Source organism: Paracoccus sp. IB05 (genome assembly GCF_016405985.1).
GTDB lineage: Bacteria > Pseudomonadota > Alphaproteobacteria > Rhodobacterales > Rhodobacteraceae > Pseudogemmobacter.
The window spans coordinates 1-13,979 of the sequence record NZ_JAEFCF010000009.1; the positions used below are offsets into that span (position 1 = coordinate 1).

Annotated in this window: 12 protein-coding genes and 2 pseudogenes; 8 read left to right on the forward strand and 6 right to left on the reverse strand. The window is 60.6% G+C overall.

The window, feature by feature from the left end; genetic code table 11:
- Positions 1 to 14 precede the first annotated feature (14 nt).
- Positions 15 to 914 (reverse strand): NAD-dependent epimerase/dehydratase family protein, encoded by a 900-nt coding sequence (locus tag JC607_RS08040; RefSeq protein WP_198836428.1) that lies wholly within the window; start codon positions 912 to 914, stop codon positions 15 to 17.
- A gap of 78 nt (positions 915 to 992) precedes the next feature.
- Between JC607_RS08040 and JC607_RS08045 the strand changes: the two genes are divergently transcribed.
- On the forward strand, positions 993 to 1,883 hold the full coding sequence (locus JC607_RS08045) for a LysR family transcriptional regulator (protein ID WP_198836429.1): 891 nt from the start codon (positions 993 to 995) through the stop codon (positions 1,881 to 1,883).
- Positions 1,884 to 1,921: 38 nt separating this feature from the next.
- Here the strand turns inward: JC607_RS08045 and JC607_RS25995 are convergent.
- A pseudogene (locus JC607_RS25995) lies at positions 1,922 to 2,110 on the reverse strand (MliC family protein); the annotation flags it as partial.
- 228 nt (positions 2,111 to 2,338) lie between these two features.
- The gene (locus tag JC607_RS08055) at positions 2,339 to 2,689 is read right to left on the reverse strand and encodes a DUF1801 domain-containing protein (protein WP_198836431.1); all 351 of its coding nucleotides are present in this window, start codon (positions 2,687 to 2,689) and stop codon (positions 2,339 to 2,341) included.
- 53 nt (positions 2,690 to 2,742) lie between these two features.
- Between JC607_RS08055 and JC607_RS25775 the strand changes: the two are divergent.
- A pseudogene (locus JC607_RS25775) lies at positions 2,743 to 2,898 on the forward strand (ClbS/DfsB family four-helix bundle protein); the annotation flags it as partial.
- A 32-nt stretch (positions 2,899 to 2,930) separates the two neighbouring features.
- Positions 2,931 to 3,698: a S9 family peptidase gene (locus tag JC607_RS25355; protein ID WP_233092769.1), complete on the forward strand. Its 768-nt coding sequence runs from the start codon at positions 2,931 to 2,933 to the stop codon at positions 3,696 to 3,698.
- Between the two features lie 19 nt (positions 3,699 to 3,717).
- Here JC607_RS25355 and JC607_RS08065 read toward each other — a convergent pair whose 3' ends face one another.
- Positions 3,718 to 4,071 carry a DUF1304 domain-containing protein gene (locus tag JC607_RS08065; RefSeq protein WP_198836432.1) on the reverse strand — a complete coding sequence of 118 codons (354 nt, stop codon included), beginning with the start codon at positions 4,069 to 4,071 and terminating at the stop codon, positions 3,718 to 3,720.
- A gap of 55 nt (positions 4,072 to 4,126) precedes the next feature.
- Positions 4,127 to 5,215: a site-specific integrase gene (locus JC607_RS08070; protein ID WP_198836433.1), complete on the reverse strand. Its 1,089-nt coding sequence runs from the start codon at positions 5,213 to 5,215 to the stop codon at positions 4,127 to 4,129.
- A 113-nt stretch (positions 5,216 to 5,328) separates the two neighbouring features.
- Here JC607_RS08070 and dusA point away from each other — a divergent pair, with 113 nt between their 5' ends.
- Positions 5,329 to 6,312, forward strand: coding sequence for a tRNA dihydrouridine(20/20a) synthase DusA (gene dusA, locus JC607_RS08075; RefSeq protein ID WP_198836434.1), 984 nt, complete (start codon positions 5,329 to 5,331; stop codon positions 6,310 to 6,312).
- Between the two features lie 448 nt (positions 6,313 to 6,760).
- On the opposite strand, the gene JC607_RS08080 is transcribed toward dusA, so the two are convergent.
- A complete protein-coding gene (locus tag JC607_RS08080) occupies positions 6,761 to 7,009 on the reverse strand; it encodes a hypothetical protein (RefSeq protein ID WP_198836435.1) in 249 nt (82 codons plus the stop codon).
- A 671-nt stretch (positions 7,010 to 7,680) separates the two neighbouring features.
- Here JC607_RS08080 and JC607_RS08085 point away from each other — a divergent pair.
- The 4 genes from JC607_RS08085 to JC607_RS08100 all read left to right on the forward strand — a co-directional run bounded on the left by JC607_RS08085 (position 7,681) and on the right by JC607_RS08100 (position 13,918).
- Positions 7,681 to 8,379 (forward strand): response regulator transcription factor, encoded by a 699-nt coding sequence (locus JC607_RS08085; RefSeq protein ID WP_233092773.1) that lies wholly within the window; start codon positions 7,681 to 7,683, stop codon positions 8,377 to 8,379.
- A gap of 180 nt (positions 8,380 to 8,559) precedes the next feature.
- Entirely contained in the window at positions 8,560 to 10,026 is a 1,467-nt protein-coding gene (locus JC607_RS08090; RefSeq protein ID WP_198836436.1) for a calcium-binding protein, read from the forward strand.
- Positions 10,027 to 10,223: 197 nt separating this feature from the next.
- Positions 10,224 to 10,499: a hypothetical protein gene (locus tag JC607_RS08095; protein WP_198836437.1), complete on the forward strand. Its 276-nt coding sequence runs from the start codon at positions 10,224 to 10,226 to the stop codon at positions 10,497 to 10,499.
- 266 nt (positions 10,500 to 10,765) lie between these two features.
- The gene (locus JC607_RS08100; RefSeq protein WP_198836438.1) at positions 10,766 to 13,918 is read left to right on the forward strand and encodes a calcium-binding protein; all 3,153 of its coding nucleotides are present in this window, start codon (positions 10,766 to 10,768) and stop codon (positions 13,916 to 13,918) included.
- Positions 13,919 to 13,979 lie beyond the last annotated feature (61 nt).

Genomic DNA, 13,979 nt, shown 5'->3' on the forward strand with positions numbered 1-13,979 from the left:
CTTTTGGACGCCGATCACCCCAGAAGCGGGGTCCTTATTGCAAGCCGTTCAACACTCAGAAGTGCCGGGCGCCCGGTGATCCGGGCGACCAGTTCCTGCAATGCCGCAATGGGCCACAGGATCGAGACCGGAATCTTGCGCTTCGGTGCGGGAACCCCGGTGACCTGCTGGTAGATTTGTACCAAATCCGGCATGGTGATATGGTGTCCGGCGGCGAGATAGTGCTCGCCCCTTCGTGCTTTCTCGGCTGCAGCGGCCATGGCGAAGGCCACATCCCGCGCATCGACGAATGAGAATGTTCCGGGTGGAATCCCGGGCAGCGCCTGTTTCAGATAATCCAGCGTGAACTGACCCGCCGCCGTCGGCCCCAGATCACCGGGGCCATGCATCCAGCCCGGCATGACGAAGGCCGCAAACATCTCGGGGTGGCTGCGCAGGAAATCCTGCACAACAGCATCGGACTGTATCTTGCTACGGTAGTAGTCATCGGCATCCTGCGGGTCGCGGGTCATGCTCTCATTGATCAGCGCGCCGCGCGGACCGTTCACCACGGCGATGGAGCTGGTATGGATGAGCCGGCGCACACCTGTCGCATATGAGGCGGCGATCAGCTCGGCCGTCGCATCGACATTGATCCGTTTCAACATCGCCCAATGCTTGCCGCCGCCATAGCTCTCGCGGAAATAGGCAGCGGTGTGAAAGACCACATCGCAGCCCGTGAGCGCCGGCGCAAAACCCGCAACATCCTGCATATCGCCCTCTATGATCGTCAGCCCGGGGATTTCGCCGAACTGCGCCCTTGCCTTTGCCTGCGATCGGGCCAGCGCCCGCACCACCAGGCCGCGCTCCAGCAAGAGCCGCACGAGGTTGTTGCCCAGAAGCCCGGTCGCGCCGGTGACGAAGACGGTGTGCATGTCGATTATCCTGCCCGGCGCGGAATGCGCCTGTTGCCCTGCAGATAGCGCGGCAGGGCTTTGCGCAGAACGTACACCATGGCAAAACGGCTTTGCCTGAGTGCAAAGCGAGGTGACGAGATGAACTGGGATGATCTGCGTCTTTTGCTGGCGGTAGCGCGGCGCGGCAGTTTCCTGCGCGCGGGCGAAGCGCTCGGGATGGCGGCCTCGACGCTCTCGCGCCGGATCACTCAGCTCGAGGCCGGGATCGGCGCGGCGCTGGTCGAGCGGGGGGCGGATGGCACCAAGCTGACCGCGCGTGGCGCAGCCTTGGTCCAGGCGGCGCAGGATTTTGAAACTGCGCTGGTGCCGCCCCCGGAAACCACCGGCCTCTCTGGTCGCGTCAGGGTCACCGCAGGCGAGGGCTTCATCGGCCCCGTCACCGATGCGGCGGCAGAGTTCACGACACGGCATCCTGGATGCACGGTGGATTTCACCGTCACACCCGATTTGGTGAAACTGTCGCAGGGTGCCTCGGATATCGCCATCCGCACGCTGCATATGGGCGAGCCCTCGCTGATCTACACGCGCTTGCCCGACGTGGCGTTTGGCATATTTGCCATGCCGGATCTGGCATCCCCGCTCGGCAATGCACCCGAGAGCCTGCCAATGATCGGGTTGTTGCCGCCACAAGACCAGCTTCCACATGTGAAAGCCGCGCGGGCCGCCGGATTCGGCAACATCCGCATCCGGGTGTCTTCATTTGCGGCTCAACTCGAGGCGGTCCGGCGTGGCCATGGCGCCGCAGTCTTGCCCCGGGTTCTGGCAACCGGGCTAGCCGAGCCATTCCCCGATCTGTCACTGCCCGGGTTGGAGGTCTTTCTTGTCACACGGCCACAAGCCCTGCGGCAGCCTCAGATCAGAGCATTCCTGGACTTGCTGAAGGTGCGGATGCTGGGCTCAGGCGCAGCCGGACTGCCTGATGCGTGAAAAGCACACTTCCGCGACCTGTGCCGCTGCCCGGCTCCTTAGTGGTCTTCCGGAAAATCCTTTGAAACGCAGCCCTTTAGGCTGCCTTCCTCCAGCTCATTCTCAAGCGTGGCGTTTTCGCCCTTCGACCACCAGATATACGGGCCCGAAGCATAGCGTGCTCCCGACCCTGAAACGACATTGACGAAGATGCGCTCCTCACCTTCGACAAGCACAAATGCCAGCGCATTGGCCCCGGCATTGAGATACTACACCTGGAAGGGCTCTCCCCCGGCGCAGCTATAGGTTGCGGTTTTCACTGTGCTGGTCGCTCCGGCTTGCAACGGGATCGACAAGGACACCTCGGCAAAGGCCGAACCGGAGATCATTGCGCACCAATACCCAGGATAAGGGTACGCATGGAGAAAGCCCCTTATTTTCATCGAGCATAATGAGCCGTCTTGCCTGCCTGCAAATCACGAACGGCTGTGAACGGCGGCGGCAGTGATATAGGCGGCCACCTGCTTTGTCTTGATGTCTGCTTCGCTTTCCAGCCGGATATGACGGCGCAGCTTGCCCTTGCCCTCAAGCATCAGGAAGGGATCCGAAAGTGTATGACCTTCGCTGAACTCGACAGTCACATGGGATTTATAGGCGAAGACACCGCAAAAATTACGCGACGTGGCGAACAGAATACCGCCATACTTGAAGTCCTCGGTAACGCCCGGTCCCGCCGCCAGCGCCAGCTGACGCAGTGCGCTGACAATCGGGTAAAGCTCAGATCCCTGCAGGCGCAGGTCCTCCAGATATTGCGCGATCCTGTCCATCTGGTCCTTCCCTGATCGGGGCCGCAGCCCTTTCGGGTCAACCATCCGCATTGTTGACCTGTTTGCAATCAGCCAAAGCGCGGCTGTCAGAGACGATCACCGCCCGCTCCGATGCCGAGCTTCATGGCAAGCCGTGGTATGGAAAATGTACGAAGGGCCGGGTGATCCGGGTTAATACCTTATCCCATTACACCAAGGTACGCGGCCGGATCCACAGCTGGGTGCACAAACAGGGCCAATTATGTCGCGCCTCTATAGTATCACGAAGACTTTCGTTCCTTCCCGCGAGGCGGGCTCAGAGCTGGAACTCGTCATCGCAACCCCACCCGGCGCGGGCCGCTTTCCGGCAATGGTCTTCAATCATGGATCGACCGGACGCGGGCTGAATGAGGCGGTCTTCCGGCGCACGATCAGCCCTGCCGTCATCGCCGGGTATTTCGCGCAGCGCGGCTGGATCACAATCTTCCCGCAGCGGCGCGGGAGGGGGAAGTCAGGCGGCGTCTATGGCGAAGGGCTGACCCCGGAAGGGGGCTACTCCTGCCACACGGCAATTGCATTGGCCGGGTTTGAGCGTGCCGTCGAAGATATAGACGATGTGATGGATTCTCTGCCCGCGCTGGCAGGCGTCGACATGACCCGTCTGGCCATCGGCGGAGTGTCGCGGGGCGGGATCCTCGCCATCGCCTTTGCAGGTATGCGGCCGGGGCTGTTCAAAGCGGCGGTCAATTTCAACGGCGGCTGGCTCGGGCAAGCCTGCCCGGGCTATGAGACGCTTAACCCGCAGCTCTTCCGTCGCGGGGCAACCGCAGGTGTTTCCACACTTTGGCTCCACGGCAGCAATGACCCATATTACAGCATCGCCCATTGCGTGAAAAACCATGCGCAGTTTCTGGAGGCGGGCGGCCTGGGCCAGTTTATCGCCCTGCGTGCAGGCCACGCGCTGATGTTCAAACCGGCACTCTGGGCAGCCCATATGGACGAATATATCGACGCTCAGTTCCCGTTCTGAGCACCCTAGCCCCTATGTCTCATATTCCCGCCAGAAGTGTGCCAAGCGCCAGCAGCGCGGGCAGCGTCTGGATGAACAGGATCTTGCCTGTCACTGTCGCCGCACCGAAAATCCCTGCAACTGCCACACAGATCAGAAAGAACAGTTTGAAAGCCATCCCGGCCGACCCCATCGCAAGGCCCGTGATAAGCCCCGCTGCCAGAAACCCGTTGTAAAGGCCCTGATTGGCGGCCATCACTTTGGTCTTTGCCGCGAGGTCTTGGGTCAGATTGAACGCGCGCCGGGCTCTCGGTGTGGTCCAGAGAAACATCTCGATGACCAAGATGTAGAAGTGAAGCGCCGCAATCGCAGCGATCAGAATGTTGGCGATCATGGACGAACCTCCTTCAGTTTCGGTGTTTCCGACGTATCCCGGTAGATCGCCCCTATCACTCAGCTGCGAAGGTGTGGGCGGGGTAGGGCGCTCGCGCAGAAACAAGACCGTGCAGAGCTTCAGGACGAATATGGGTGTATCGCCGTAGCATCTTCCAATCCTTGTGCCCTGTCACCAGAGCAACTTGTTCGATGGAAAGACCAAACTCGAACAATCTGCTTGTGCCCTCATGTCGCAGGTCGTGAAAGTGCAGGTCGTCGACCTCGACCTCGGCGCATGCGCGACGGAACGCTGTTCCTACGGATCGGGAATTGTACGGGAAAATCGGTCCTTTCGGGGTCCCAACGTGCTTGGCTTGTTCCATTGCCAAGGCCCATGCGTCGAACCCAGTCGCAGCAAACAGAGGGATCCTTTGGTCATTACCAGTTTTTTTCCGAGGATCTTTACGGTCGCGGATCACCAACATACGCCGCCCTATGTCCAGATCATTCCAATCAACCCGACAAATTTCGTCGAGACGGAGCGCAGTCGCGATGGCAAACTGTACGATGCGGGACATTGGCATCGTCAAACGTGCGTTATCATCAAAGCAACGGAAAAGGCGGTTGAGTTCAGCCGTTGTCGGTCGGCGATCTCTCTCGACGCCCTTACCGATCAGACCGAGCCGCTTGAGCGCCACGCGGGCGAGATCGACGGGTTCAGCTGAAATCTCCAGCCCGTGAACGGCGGCAGCATGGGTCAGGATCATCTTGATCACGCCGATGTCGATGCCGAGGGTTACAGGGCCGGCACCCTGGTCCGCGCGCTTGCGACCATACTCGATCAGCTTGTGTCGATCGAGGTGACCTACCTTCTCCTTGCCGAGGTCGCGCTTGAGTGTCGCAAGGGTAGCTTCCTTGCTGCGGCGGGGTGGTTTCCCTACCGCACACATATCGGCTATATGAAGGTCAATCAGGTCACCGAAGGTGTGCAGACGAGAGATGGACGATCTGTTGGGGGGAAGCCCCTGATCGACGAGCGTCTCAGCTTGCCGGGCCCATTTCTGCGCGTCGTCCCGACGCAGGAAAGTCTCGCTCGCGTAGCGGCCTTTCCGTCTGATCTGGACCCGGTATGCGCCGGATGGAAGCTTGGAGATTGAGGCCATTTTCGTGTGCGCTCTGTGTGCAATGAGTCGTCGTAAAGGGGGAAATTCGGGGATATCGGGGCGTAACCTGGCGTAGGGACAAACTGGGTCAACGGATTGAAGATACTATAAAAATGCATAAAAATCAATCGCATAGACTATCCGTGGCCCCTATGATGGACTGGACGGACAGAAATTGTCGCTATTTTCACAGGATCATGAGCCGCCGTGCCATGCTCTATACTGAAATGGTCACCGCGCCTGCGATCCTTCACGGGCCCAAAGCGCGGCTGCTGGACTTTTCGGGCGAAGAACATCCGGTGGCGTTGCAGCTCGGCGGCTCTGACCCGCGCGAACTGGGCGAGGCGGTGCGGATCGCGCGCCCCTGGGGCTATGATGAGGTGAACCTGAATTGCGGCTGCCCTTCCGACCGGGTGCAGTCGGGCTGTTTCGGCGCGGTGCTGATGAAGGATCCCGATCTCGTCGCGGAATGTGTGACCGCGATGCAGGCCGAGGCGGATGTGCCGGTGACGGTGAAATGCCGGATCGGGGTTGATGATCAGGACGAAGAGGCGGTGCTGCCTGCCTTTATCGAGCGTCTCGCCAGGGCTGGGATCACGCATTTCATCATCCATGCGCGCAAGGCCTGGTTGCAGGGGCTCTCGCCGAAAGAGAACCGCGAGATCCCGCCGCTGAATTATGATCTCGTCCTGCGGATGAAGGCCCGCTTCCCAGACCTGACCATCTGCCTCAACGGAGGTGTCGCCGATCTCGCCAGCGCCAAAACCCTGCTTGATCAGGGGCTTGATGGCGTAATGACCGGTCGGGCGGCATACCACGATCCCGGCCATGTGCTGATCGGGGCGGATCGGCTCTGGGGTGAGGAGCGGCTGCTGTCGCGCGATGGGGTGGTGCGGCAGATGCTTCCCTATATCGACGCCCATATCGCTGATGGCGGGCGGTTGCATCAGATCACCCGCCATATGCTGGGGCTGTTTCACGGCCTGCCCGGCGCACGGGGCTGGCGTCAGGTGCTGTCAACGAAAGCCAGCCGTGAGGGCGCAGGGGGTGATGTCGTGCTGGAGGCGCTGGAACAGGTCACCCGGCTGCCTGCGTGACAGACCTCCGGCCGAGGCGGGCTCGTGCCTGACAGGCCGCTGATTTGCTCCCGCGCTGAGAACGCCGTTCTTTGCTTTGATATGCCTCCGTTTGTTCACCTGGCCTGGCTGGCGGGTTACTGCCCTGGCCTGCCATCAATGGCGAAGCCGTCGGGGCGCATCCATCAGGGCCTGCATGACAATAATTGCCACGGCCTGCGCCATCGCAGAACCATATTCCAGGGACGAGAGCCGCACGAAATAGCCGCAAGAGGGGCAGCGTGCGACAGTGCCAGCAGCTTTGCAGGCAGGTTGTCGGGGCGGATGGACCCTGGCCGGATCTTGACCTGGACACTATGGGCGGTGGTTTGCGGATCAGCCGAGAGCAGGCCACCGATCACCGTTCGAAGGGAAGGGCAAGGCCGGGCCATTGGTCTGGCACCTTTCTCGCCTCGGCGCGGGCAGTTCTTCAGGCGGGCATGAGGGAGGGTTTGGAGAGTGTTTTGCCAGTACTCGCGGCATCAATGGATGCCAGAAATTCAGCCATTCGCCGCGATGCCCAGGCCAGGGCGCGGGCATCAGCTGCCACTTCCCCGGCAGAGCGCTTCAGGGCCGGGTTCCGACGTTCCGGGATTTCACTGATCGACCAGACCGGTTCCGTGATCTGCGCGACCGCATCGCGGTTGGACTGATCCGTGAAGCTGGCCGTGCCCGTCATGACCCTCTTGCCTCAAGCCTGGCAAAAAAAGCGCCCACGAAACATGGGCCTGTTCGCTCCGGCCGCGACGGCCCGGTGGTGATATGTGCCGGTTGTCCGCTGCCTCTGATCCGGAGGTGCTGCCCTGCGGCGGATATTAATATAATCAAAGGCATGCCCCTAGTTCAAAAGCCTCTGACGGAGCAGTTTCTGATCTTGCGCCAGCCGTCGGCCAGCAGACCTTGCCCCTTGACCGGCCTGCCGGCCGAGCCCGGTTCGCGCGAGAAGCGCCAGATCAATCGGCCGCACCCTGAGTAGAATCCGATCCTGTGCGACCTCAGTAACCCGGCGTAACCTGCGTTCTGGCAGGGGGCTCACTCGGATCGGGAGGCTGGCAGGAAGCTCTGCTGCGGCTGAAGGGCTGAAGAACCTGAAGCAGGGGAAACACATTTCATCAGCCGGACCTGAATGAAGGTCAGGGGAGACGGGTGTTCGGAAAAGGTAATCGCAGTTCAACGCTACATGAAATATAAACAGGCAATTTAATTGTTGTGTCTGGCGAATATATCTCCTCATTCGGAAATATATTCCGCCGGTAAATCCTGAGTTCCGCGCGAATGGATGTGATGGCTGGAACAGGTAAAAAGGAACCTGATCTGTCATGATTTCCTTTGGTGTGATGGAGAATGCAGATGGCAGACAGTTGTGTGATTCGTGATGTCGTTCGTATTGTCGATGTCAAAAAGCTGAGACGCGCCGCTCTCGCGTCCTTTCTCGCATCCTGGGCAGAGGCAATGAAACTGGAGCTGGTCGGTGATGACCCTGCCGATGGCGGATATGACACTGGGATGAAGCCAAGGCTGACGATCCTCAGTGTCGGGGGGACAGGGATCAGAAAATGCACTCTGTTCGGCATTTCCGATCTTGAAGGGTTTGCGCTATCCAATTCACCGTGTCTGATCATATCGGATCTGAATGATGCTGAGGAAATGACCACTGCCGCGAAAGCAGGTTTCAGAGGTTTCATCACCACCGACACCGAGCCGGATCTGGCAATGAGGACACTGACCTTCGTTCTGGGAGGCGGAGTGTCCTTTCCGCGCGAAGCGATTTTGCGGGAAAGAGTCAGGATATATGTCGATGTGAAATTTGTCGGGGACAGCCCGGGTTCCCTGACGAATTTGACGCCCCGGCAGCATGAAGTGCTGGATTGTCTCTGCAAGGGCAGATCGAACAAGCTGATAGGGCGCGATCTGGATATGCAGGAATCTACCGTCAAGGTGCACGTCCGGCAGATCATGCGCAAACTTGGGGCGGCAAACCGTACGCAGGTGGCCTTGTTTGCGGGGAACCGCGTCAATGGCCACATTCTGGATCAAAAAACGAAATAGCAATTGGCCAAACCCATCCTCGCCATTGAGAATGCGGGTTCATTCCGATGTTTTCGGCAGCATGGGCTCAGATATGCTCTGTTCAGGAGGAGGGCATACATCTGAAGGTGTAGATACGTAATTGCATTGGCCTGACTCACCCGCGAGCCGCTATTCCTGTAGCAGTCACAGGAGATCGCCATGAGTTTTCGAACAGGCTATTCTGGCCGGGGCCATTGCACCGAAAGACTGCCGCCGGGCGCGATGTCCTGCACATCGCCGCGTGAAACCGTGACGACAGGCAGTCTCACGGTGGTATCCGCAATCTCGGTTACGGTCTCGGTGGCTGTGGACGCCTATGGCGCGGCGACGCTGGCCGATGCAGTCCTTACCGTAAATGTCGTCAGTCGCGGGCTGCTGAGTTTCGCCTATGGCCAGGCCAGCATCTTTGGCGCGGCATCCGGCCCGGATGGCGAATCCGGCTATGTCTCGGGGTATATTGGCGTCGATCTTGCGGGCCAGGGGCCGCTGGATTTGCAGGCCACTGCCCAGGGGGACGCCGCTGTGATGTCAGGTGGGCTGTCCTTCCTTTCGGTCACGCTGGCACTTCCGCAAATGCTCGGGTTCACCTCGTCCGGGCAGGCGTCGGACGCGGCGGGCTCCCAGGGCGGGGCCATGAGCGGCAATGTGGCCACGTTTGCGGCAAATATCACGGCAGCTGGCGAAAACAGCTCTGCTGAGCTTCAGGCCGACATCTTTGCCGTCGAGGGCCAGATGTCTTCGGTCGTGATGTCAGCACAGGCCGCAGTTTACCAAGAAATTGAATTCACGACGATTACCGGGACGCGCCAGGCCGATATGATCACCACAGGCGCCGGTGACACGCTGCTTTATGCCGGGGCGGGGAAGGACATGATCCGGGCCGGTATCGGCGATGACTGGCTGTTTGCAGAGGATGGTAAAGACAGTGTTTTCGCGGGTGAGGGAGATGACGCAGCCTTTGGCGGCACCGGTGAGGACGGTCTCTGGGGCGAAGGGGGAGACGACTGGCTTTTCGGCGGGCGCGGTGATGACAGCCTCTTTGGCGGCTCCGGCGAGGATATGGTGCTGGGCGGTGCGGGGAGTGATTCCCTTGACGGTGGTGCCGGCAATGATCTGTTTGATGGGGGGATCGGCCGGGATATCCTGACGGGCGGTGCCGGCAATGATGTTTTCCGCATGGGCGCGCGCGGCGGGGATGACGACGATATTTACCGCGGCGGCAGCGGTGCGGATCTTTGGCTGATCACCGATCGTTTCGATGATGATGTTATCCAGGATTTTCGTATCGCCGAAGGGGACCGGCTTATGGGGCCAGGCGCGGGCTGGGATGATCCCGCGACAATGGCGCTTCGAAACGGAACCATGCTGTCACTCGGCCGCAGCGCCTGTGACAGGGATGATCTGGAAATCACCTTCCGGTTTGATGGCCGGACTTCGGTTCTCACACTTGACGAGTTCTTTGTATTGAATCCCGGCTATGGATCCGCAATCCCCATCAGGGGAATGCTCAGCGATTATCAGGCCGAGGCCATCATGCGAGATGTATTTGGCGATGACGCTGGCGTATATGCAGACTCGCAGGCCTATTTGCTTGTAATCGGAAATCAGATCAGCGACCTGGGCTGATAATCCTCAATGCTATGAAATTTATATATGCCGGGGGCTTTGCCTCCGGCATATATATATCCTTTTGTCACCTGTTTTGAAATTTCAGGTTACGCCCTTAGTATTATGCAACCTTCGCGCCTTTGTGCTGTCTGAATAACTGGAATAGTAAATGATGGCCGGGATCTGCCGGGACAGCGAACCAACAGGAGATTGATATGACCTACTGGAACAATTCGGACGTCGACTTCGATGCCAGCTATGACTATTCGGCGACCGTCGATATCGACTACAGTGCAGTTGTGGATTTCACCAGCGACGTTTCGGTGAATCACGACTACAATGTCGATGTCTGCATCGACGGCAACGAAGCGGTGTTCTCGATTGACGTTCAGGCCTATGGCGATGACAGTGCAACCGAGCTGAACCTTGTCGTTTTCGTCAATGATGACTACTCGTCCATCACGGCAACCGGCTGGGCTGCCGTTGCCTGACCTGCAATATCGTTCCCCTGGTATGGCCGGGGCATAACGAGGAGTGGCCTCGCGTCGCGAGGCCCTCTTTTTCGCCGGGAGATCCTTTCTGACTGTAATATTTCAGCAAAACGGCCTGATATTCAGATGAAGTGAATAACCGGATATTCGAATCTGAAAATAATCATTATCCGGAAATATGACCATTTTTATCAACGAAAACGCGACTGCTGAAATATCTGCCGGATATCCTTCCGGTTTCAATGATGATGTTCTGGAGATGCGATATGGTTACTGTTCAGTCGACAAGAATAATCACGTCGCGGGCCAGAACGCCTGACCCCCTTATCATCCCGCCTGCACCACCGGCAGGGGTAGCGGCGGTCGCATTTGTTGCGGCTTCGGGTCATACCGTCATTACCGGCACCGAGGGGGCGGATACGCCGACCCGCGCCGAAAATGGCAGGCTGCGGATTGAAGGTCTCGGCGGGAATGATGTGATCACGGTCGCACCGAACAGCACGGGCGGCGATTATCTGGACGGTGGCGCCGGCGACGATACGCTGAACGGCGCCGGGTCGGACGATATTCTGGTCGGTGGCGCCGGGCGCGATGTGCTGAACGGCGGGGCGGGCGTCGATACGGCGGATTACACCGCCTCGGACGCGGCGGTGACGGTGATCCTCGCGGCCGATCCGACGAAAACGGCACGCGGCAATGGCGGTCACGCGACGGGCGATGTGCTCTCTGGCATCGAGAACCTGACCGGTTCGGCCTTTGACGATCTGCTGAGCGGCAACCGGCTTGACAATCAGCTCGTCGGCAATGGCGGGGATGACATTCTGCGCGGCATGGATGGCAATGACATCCTGTTCGGCGACAGCATGGCTGATGCCAATCTGGACGGGGTGGCCGATGATCTGGACGGTGATGGCCTGCCTGATGGCACCAATACCGATCCGTCCGGCGGCAATGATCTGCTGGATGGCGGCTTCGGCGATGACCGACTTTATGGCGGCGGCGGGGATGACACGCTGCAGGGCGGATTTGGCCATGACACCGTCTTTGGCGGGTTCGGCGCCGATCTCTTGAATGGCGGCGATGGCGATGACGTGCTGGACGGCGGCGCGGGCGCTGACACGCTTTTGGGCAGCCTGGGCCATGACCTCATCCGCGGCGGGGATGGCGATGATTTCCTGAATGGCTCGATCGGCAATGACAGCCTTTATGGCGGTGTCGGCGCAGATGAGATCCTCGCAGGTGACGGCAATGATCTGGCCGATGGCGGCGAGGGCGATGACCGGCTGATCGGCAATGGCGGTCATGACAGCCTGACGGGTGGCGGCGGCAATGACCGGATCGAGGGCAATGAAGGCAATGACAGCCTCTATGGTGGCAGCGGCGATGATACGCTGACTGGCGGCAATGGCGCCAATGTGCTGGATGGCGGCGATGGCATCGACACCGCCGATTTCTCGGCGGGGGGCGCGGTCGGGTATGACATGGGGTCCGGCACCGGCAGCGGAGCGGCTGCGGGATCCGTCCTGATCAGCATTGAATCGGTGATCGGCTCGGGCTTTGGCGATATTCTGATCGGCGATGCCTCGGCCAATACCTTCATCGGCGGGGCAGGGGCAGATACGCTGATCGGCCAGGGCGGCAATGACACGGCGGATTATTCCGCCTCGGCGGCGGCGGTGAATGTCAGCCTCAACACCACAGTTGCAGACCCGGTTGCGGTCGGGATCGGTCTGGGCGGCGATGCCGAAGGGGACCGCCTGCAACTGATCGAGCGGCTGATCGGATCTGCCTTTGATGACACCCTGACCGGGGGAGAGCTGAACGACACATTGATGGGCGGGGGTGGGGCGGATCTGCTGACCGGCGGCCTTGGTAGTGATACGGCGGAGTATTCTACTTCTGCCACGGCAGTATCGGTGCAGCTGACCACCGGCGGTGGGGCGATCACAGCCGGCGGCGACGCGGCGGGCGATGTTCTGAGCGGCATCGAAAACCTGATCGGATCTGCCCATGCCGATTTCCTCGCCGGAAATGAGGGCGCCAATCGTCTGACCGGCGGCGCGGGCAATGACCTTTTGCGCGGCGGGGCGGGCGCGGATACGCTTCTGGGCGGCGATGGCATCGATACGGCGGATTATTCGACCTCGGCGCTTGGGGTGATCGCACTGCTCAGCGACGCGGCGGATGGCGGGTTCCTGTCATCGGGCGGCGATGCGGCGGGCGATCTGCTGAACGGGATCGAGAACCTGATCGGCTCGGCTCAGGCGGATCAGCTGATCGGGTCGGGCGCGGCCAACCGGCTGGAAGGCGGCGCGGGCAATGACCTTTTGCGCGGCAATGGCGGCGCGGATCTGCTGATCGGCGGCGATGGGGTCGATACTGCCAGCTATGCCAATTCCGCCTCGGGGGTCTTTGTCACCCTGACAGATAGCGGCTTTGGCACCGGGATCGGCGGTGATGCGGCGGGCGACCAGCTCAGCACCATCGAGAACCTGATCGGCTCGGCTTACGGCGATCTTCTGGTCGGCAATTCCGGCGCCAACCAGATGCAGGGCGGCGCCGGCGACGACATTTTCCGCGCGGGCCCTGGCGCCGATATCCTGGTGGGCGGCGATGGGGTCGACACGGCAGATTATTCGCTTTCGGCGGGCGCGGTCTTCGCGCGGCTCTATTCCGGCACCAGCGGCTCGGCCAGCCAGGGCGGCGATGCGGCAGGCGATGCGCTGTTGCAGATGGAAAACGCCGTCGGCTCGGCCTTCAACGATCTGCTGCACGGATCGGAACAGGCCAACCGGCTGGAGGGCGGGCTGGGGAATGACCAGCTGGTGGGCTTTGCCGGGGCGGATACGCTGATTGGCGGGGCTGGGCTTGATACCGCAGACTATTCGGCCTCGACTGCGGGGGTGAATGTCGGCCTCAGCGCGACCGGCAGCACGCTGGGGGCCGGGGGCGACGCCGAAGGCGATATCCTGAACGGGATCGAGGCGCTGATCGGTTCGGCTTTCAGTGACCAGCTGGTCGGCAGTGCTGCGGACAACAGAATCGTCAGCGGTGCCGGCAATGATCTGATCTATGGCGGCGGCGGCGAGGATCTGCTGGTGGCCAGCGGCGCGGGCACCCGCAATATCTTCGGAGACGGGCCAGGCACGGTGGCCGGGATGGACACGTTCCGCATTCTGGCCGGCACCAATACGATCCGCGACTATCAGGCGGGCGAGGATCTGCAGCTCAACAGCCTTGATGCCGGGGGGATCTCGCTGGTCGGGCTGGCCGGGGGGCTGCTGGCCGGGCGCTTTGTCGGCGCAACCCACACGACCTATGTCCTCCTCGGCACCACGGCTGATGTCGCCGCGGCCTCTGCGGCGCTGACTTTCCTTGTGCAGAACGACCTGACCGTCGACCCGGGCCTGATCGCCTGAGGCCATTCCCTTCTTCCACGGCCCGGGATGGCCGGAAACGGCACCGGGAAAACAACGGAAA

Coding starts and splice junctions, on each gene's coding strand:
- JC607_RS08040 (WP_198836428.1), bottom strand. CDS start 914: ATGCACACCGTCTTCGTCACCGGCGCGACCGGGCTTCTGGGCAACAAC.
- JC607_RS08045 (WP_198836429.1), top strand. CDS start 993: ATGGCAAAACGGCTTTGCCTGAGTGCAAAGCGAGGTGACGAGATGAAC.
- JC607_RS08055 (WP_198836431.1), bottom strand. CDS start 2,689: ATGGACAGGATCGCGCAATATCTGGAGGACCTGCGCCTGCAGGGATCT.
- JC607_RS25355 (WP_233092769.1), top strand. CDS start 2,931: ATGTCGCGCCTCTATAGTATCACGAAGACTTTCGTTCCTTCCCGCGAG.
- JC607_RS08065 (WP_198836432.1), bottom strand. CDS start 4,071: ATGATCGCCAACATTCTGATCGCTGCGATTGCGGCGCTTCACTTCTAC.
- JC607_RS08070 (WP_198836433.1), bottom strand. CDS start 5,215: ATGGCCTCAATCTCCAAGCTTCCATCCGGCGCATACCGGGTCCAGATC.
- dusA (WP_198836434.1), top strand. CDS start 5,329: ATGCATAAAAATCAATCGCATAGACTATCCGTGGCCCCTATGATGGAC.
- JC607_RS08080 (WP_198836435.1), bottom strand. CDS start 7,009: ATGACGGGCACGGCCAGCTTCACGGATCAGTCCAACCGCGATGCGGTC.
- JC607_RS08085 (WP_233092773.1), top strand. CDS start 7,681: ATGGCAGACAGTTGTGTGATTCGTGATGTCGTTCGTATTGTCGATGTC.
- JC607_RS08090 (WP_198836436.1), top strand. CDS start 8,560: ATGAGTTTTCGAACAGGCTATTCTGGCCGGGGCCATTGCACCGAAAGA.
- JC607_RS08095 (WP_198836437.1), top strand. CDS start 10,224: ATGACCTACTGGAACAATTCGGACGTCGACTTCGATGCCAGCTATGAC.
- JC607_RS08100 (WP_198836438.1), top strand. CDS start 10,766: ATGGTTACTGTTCAGTCGACAAGAATAATCACGTCGCGGGCCAGAACG.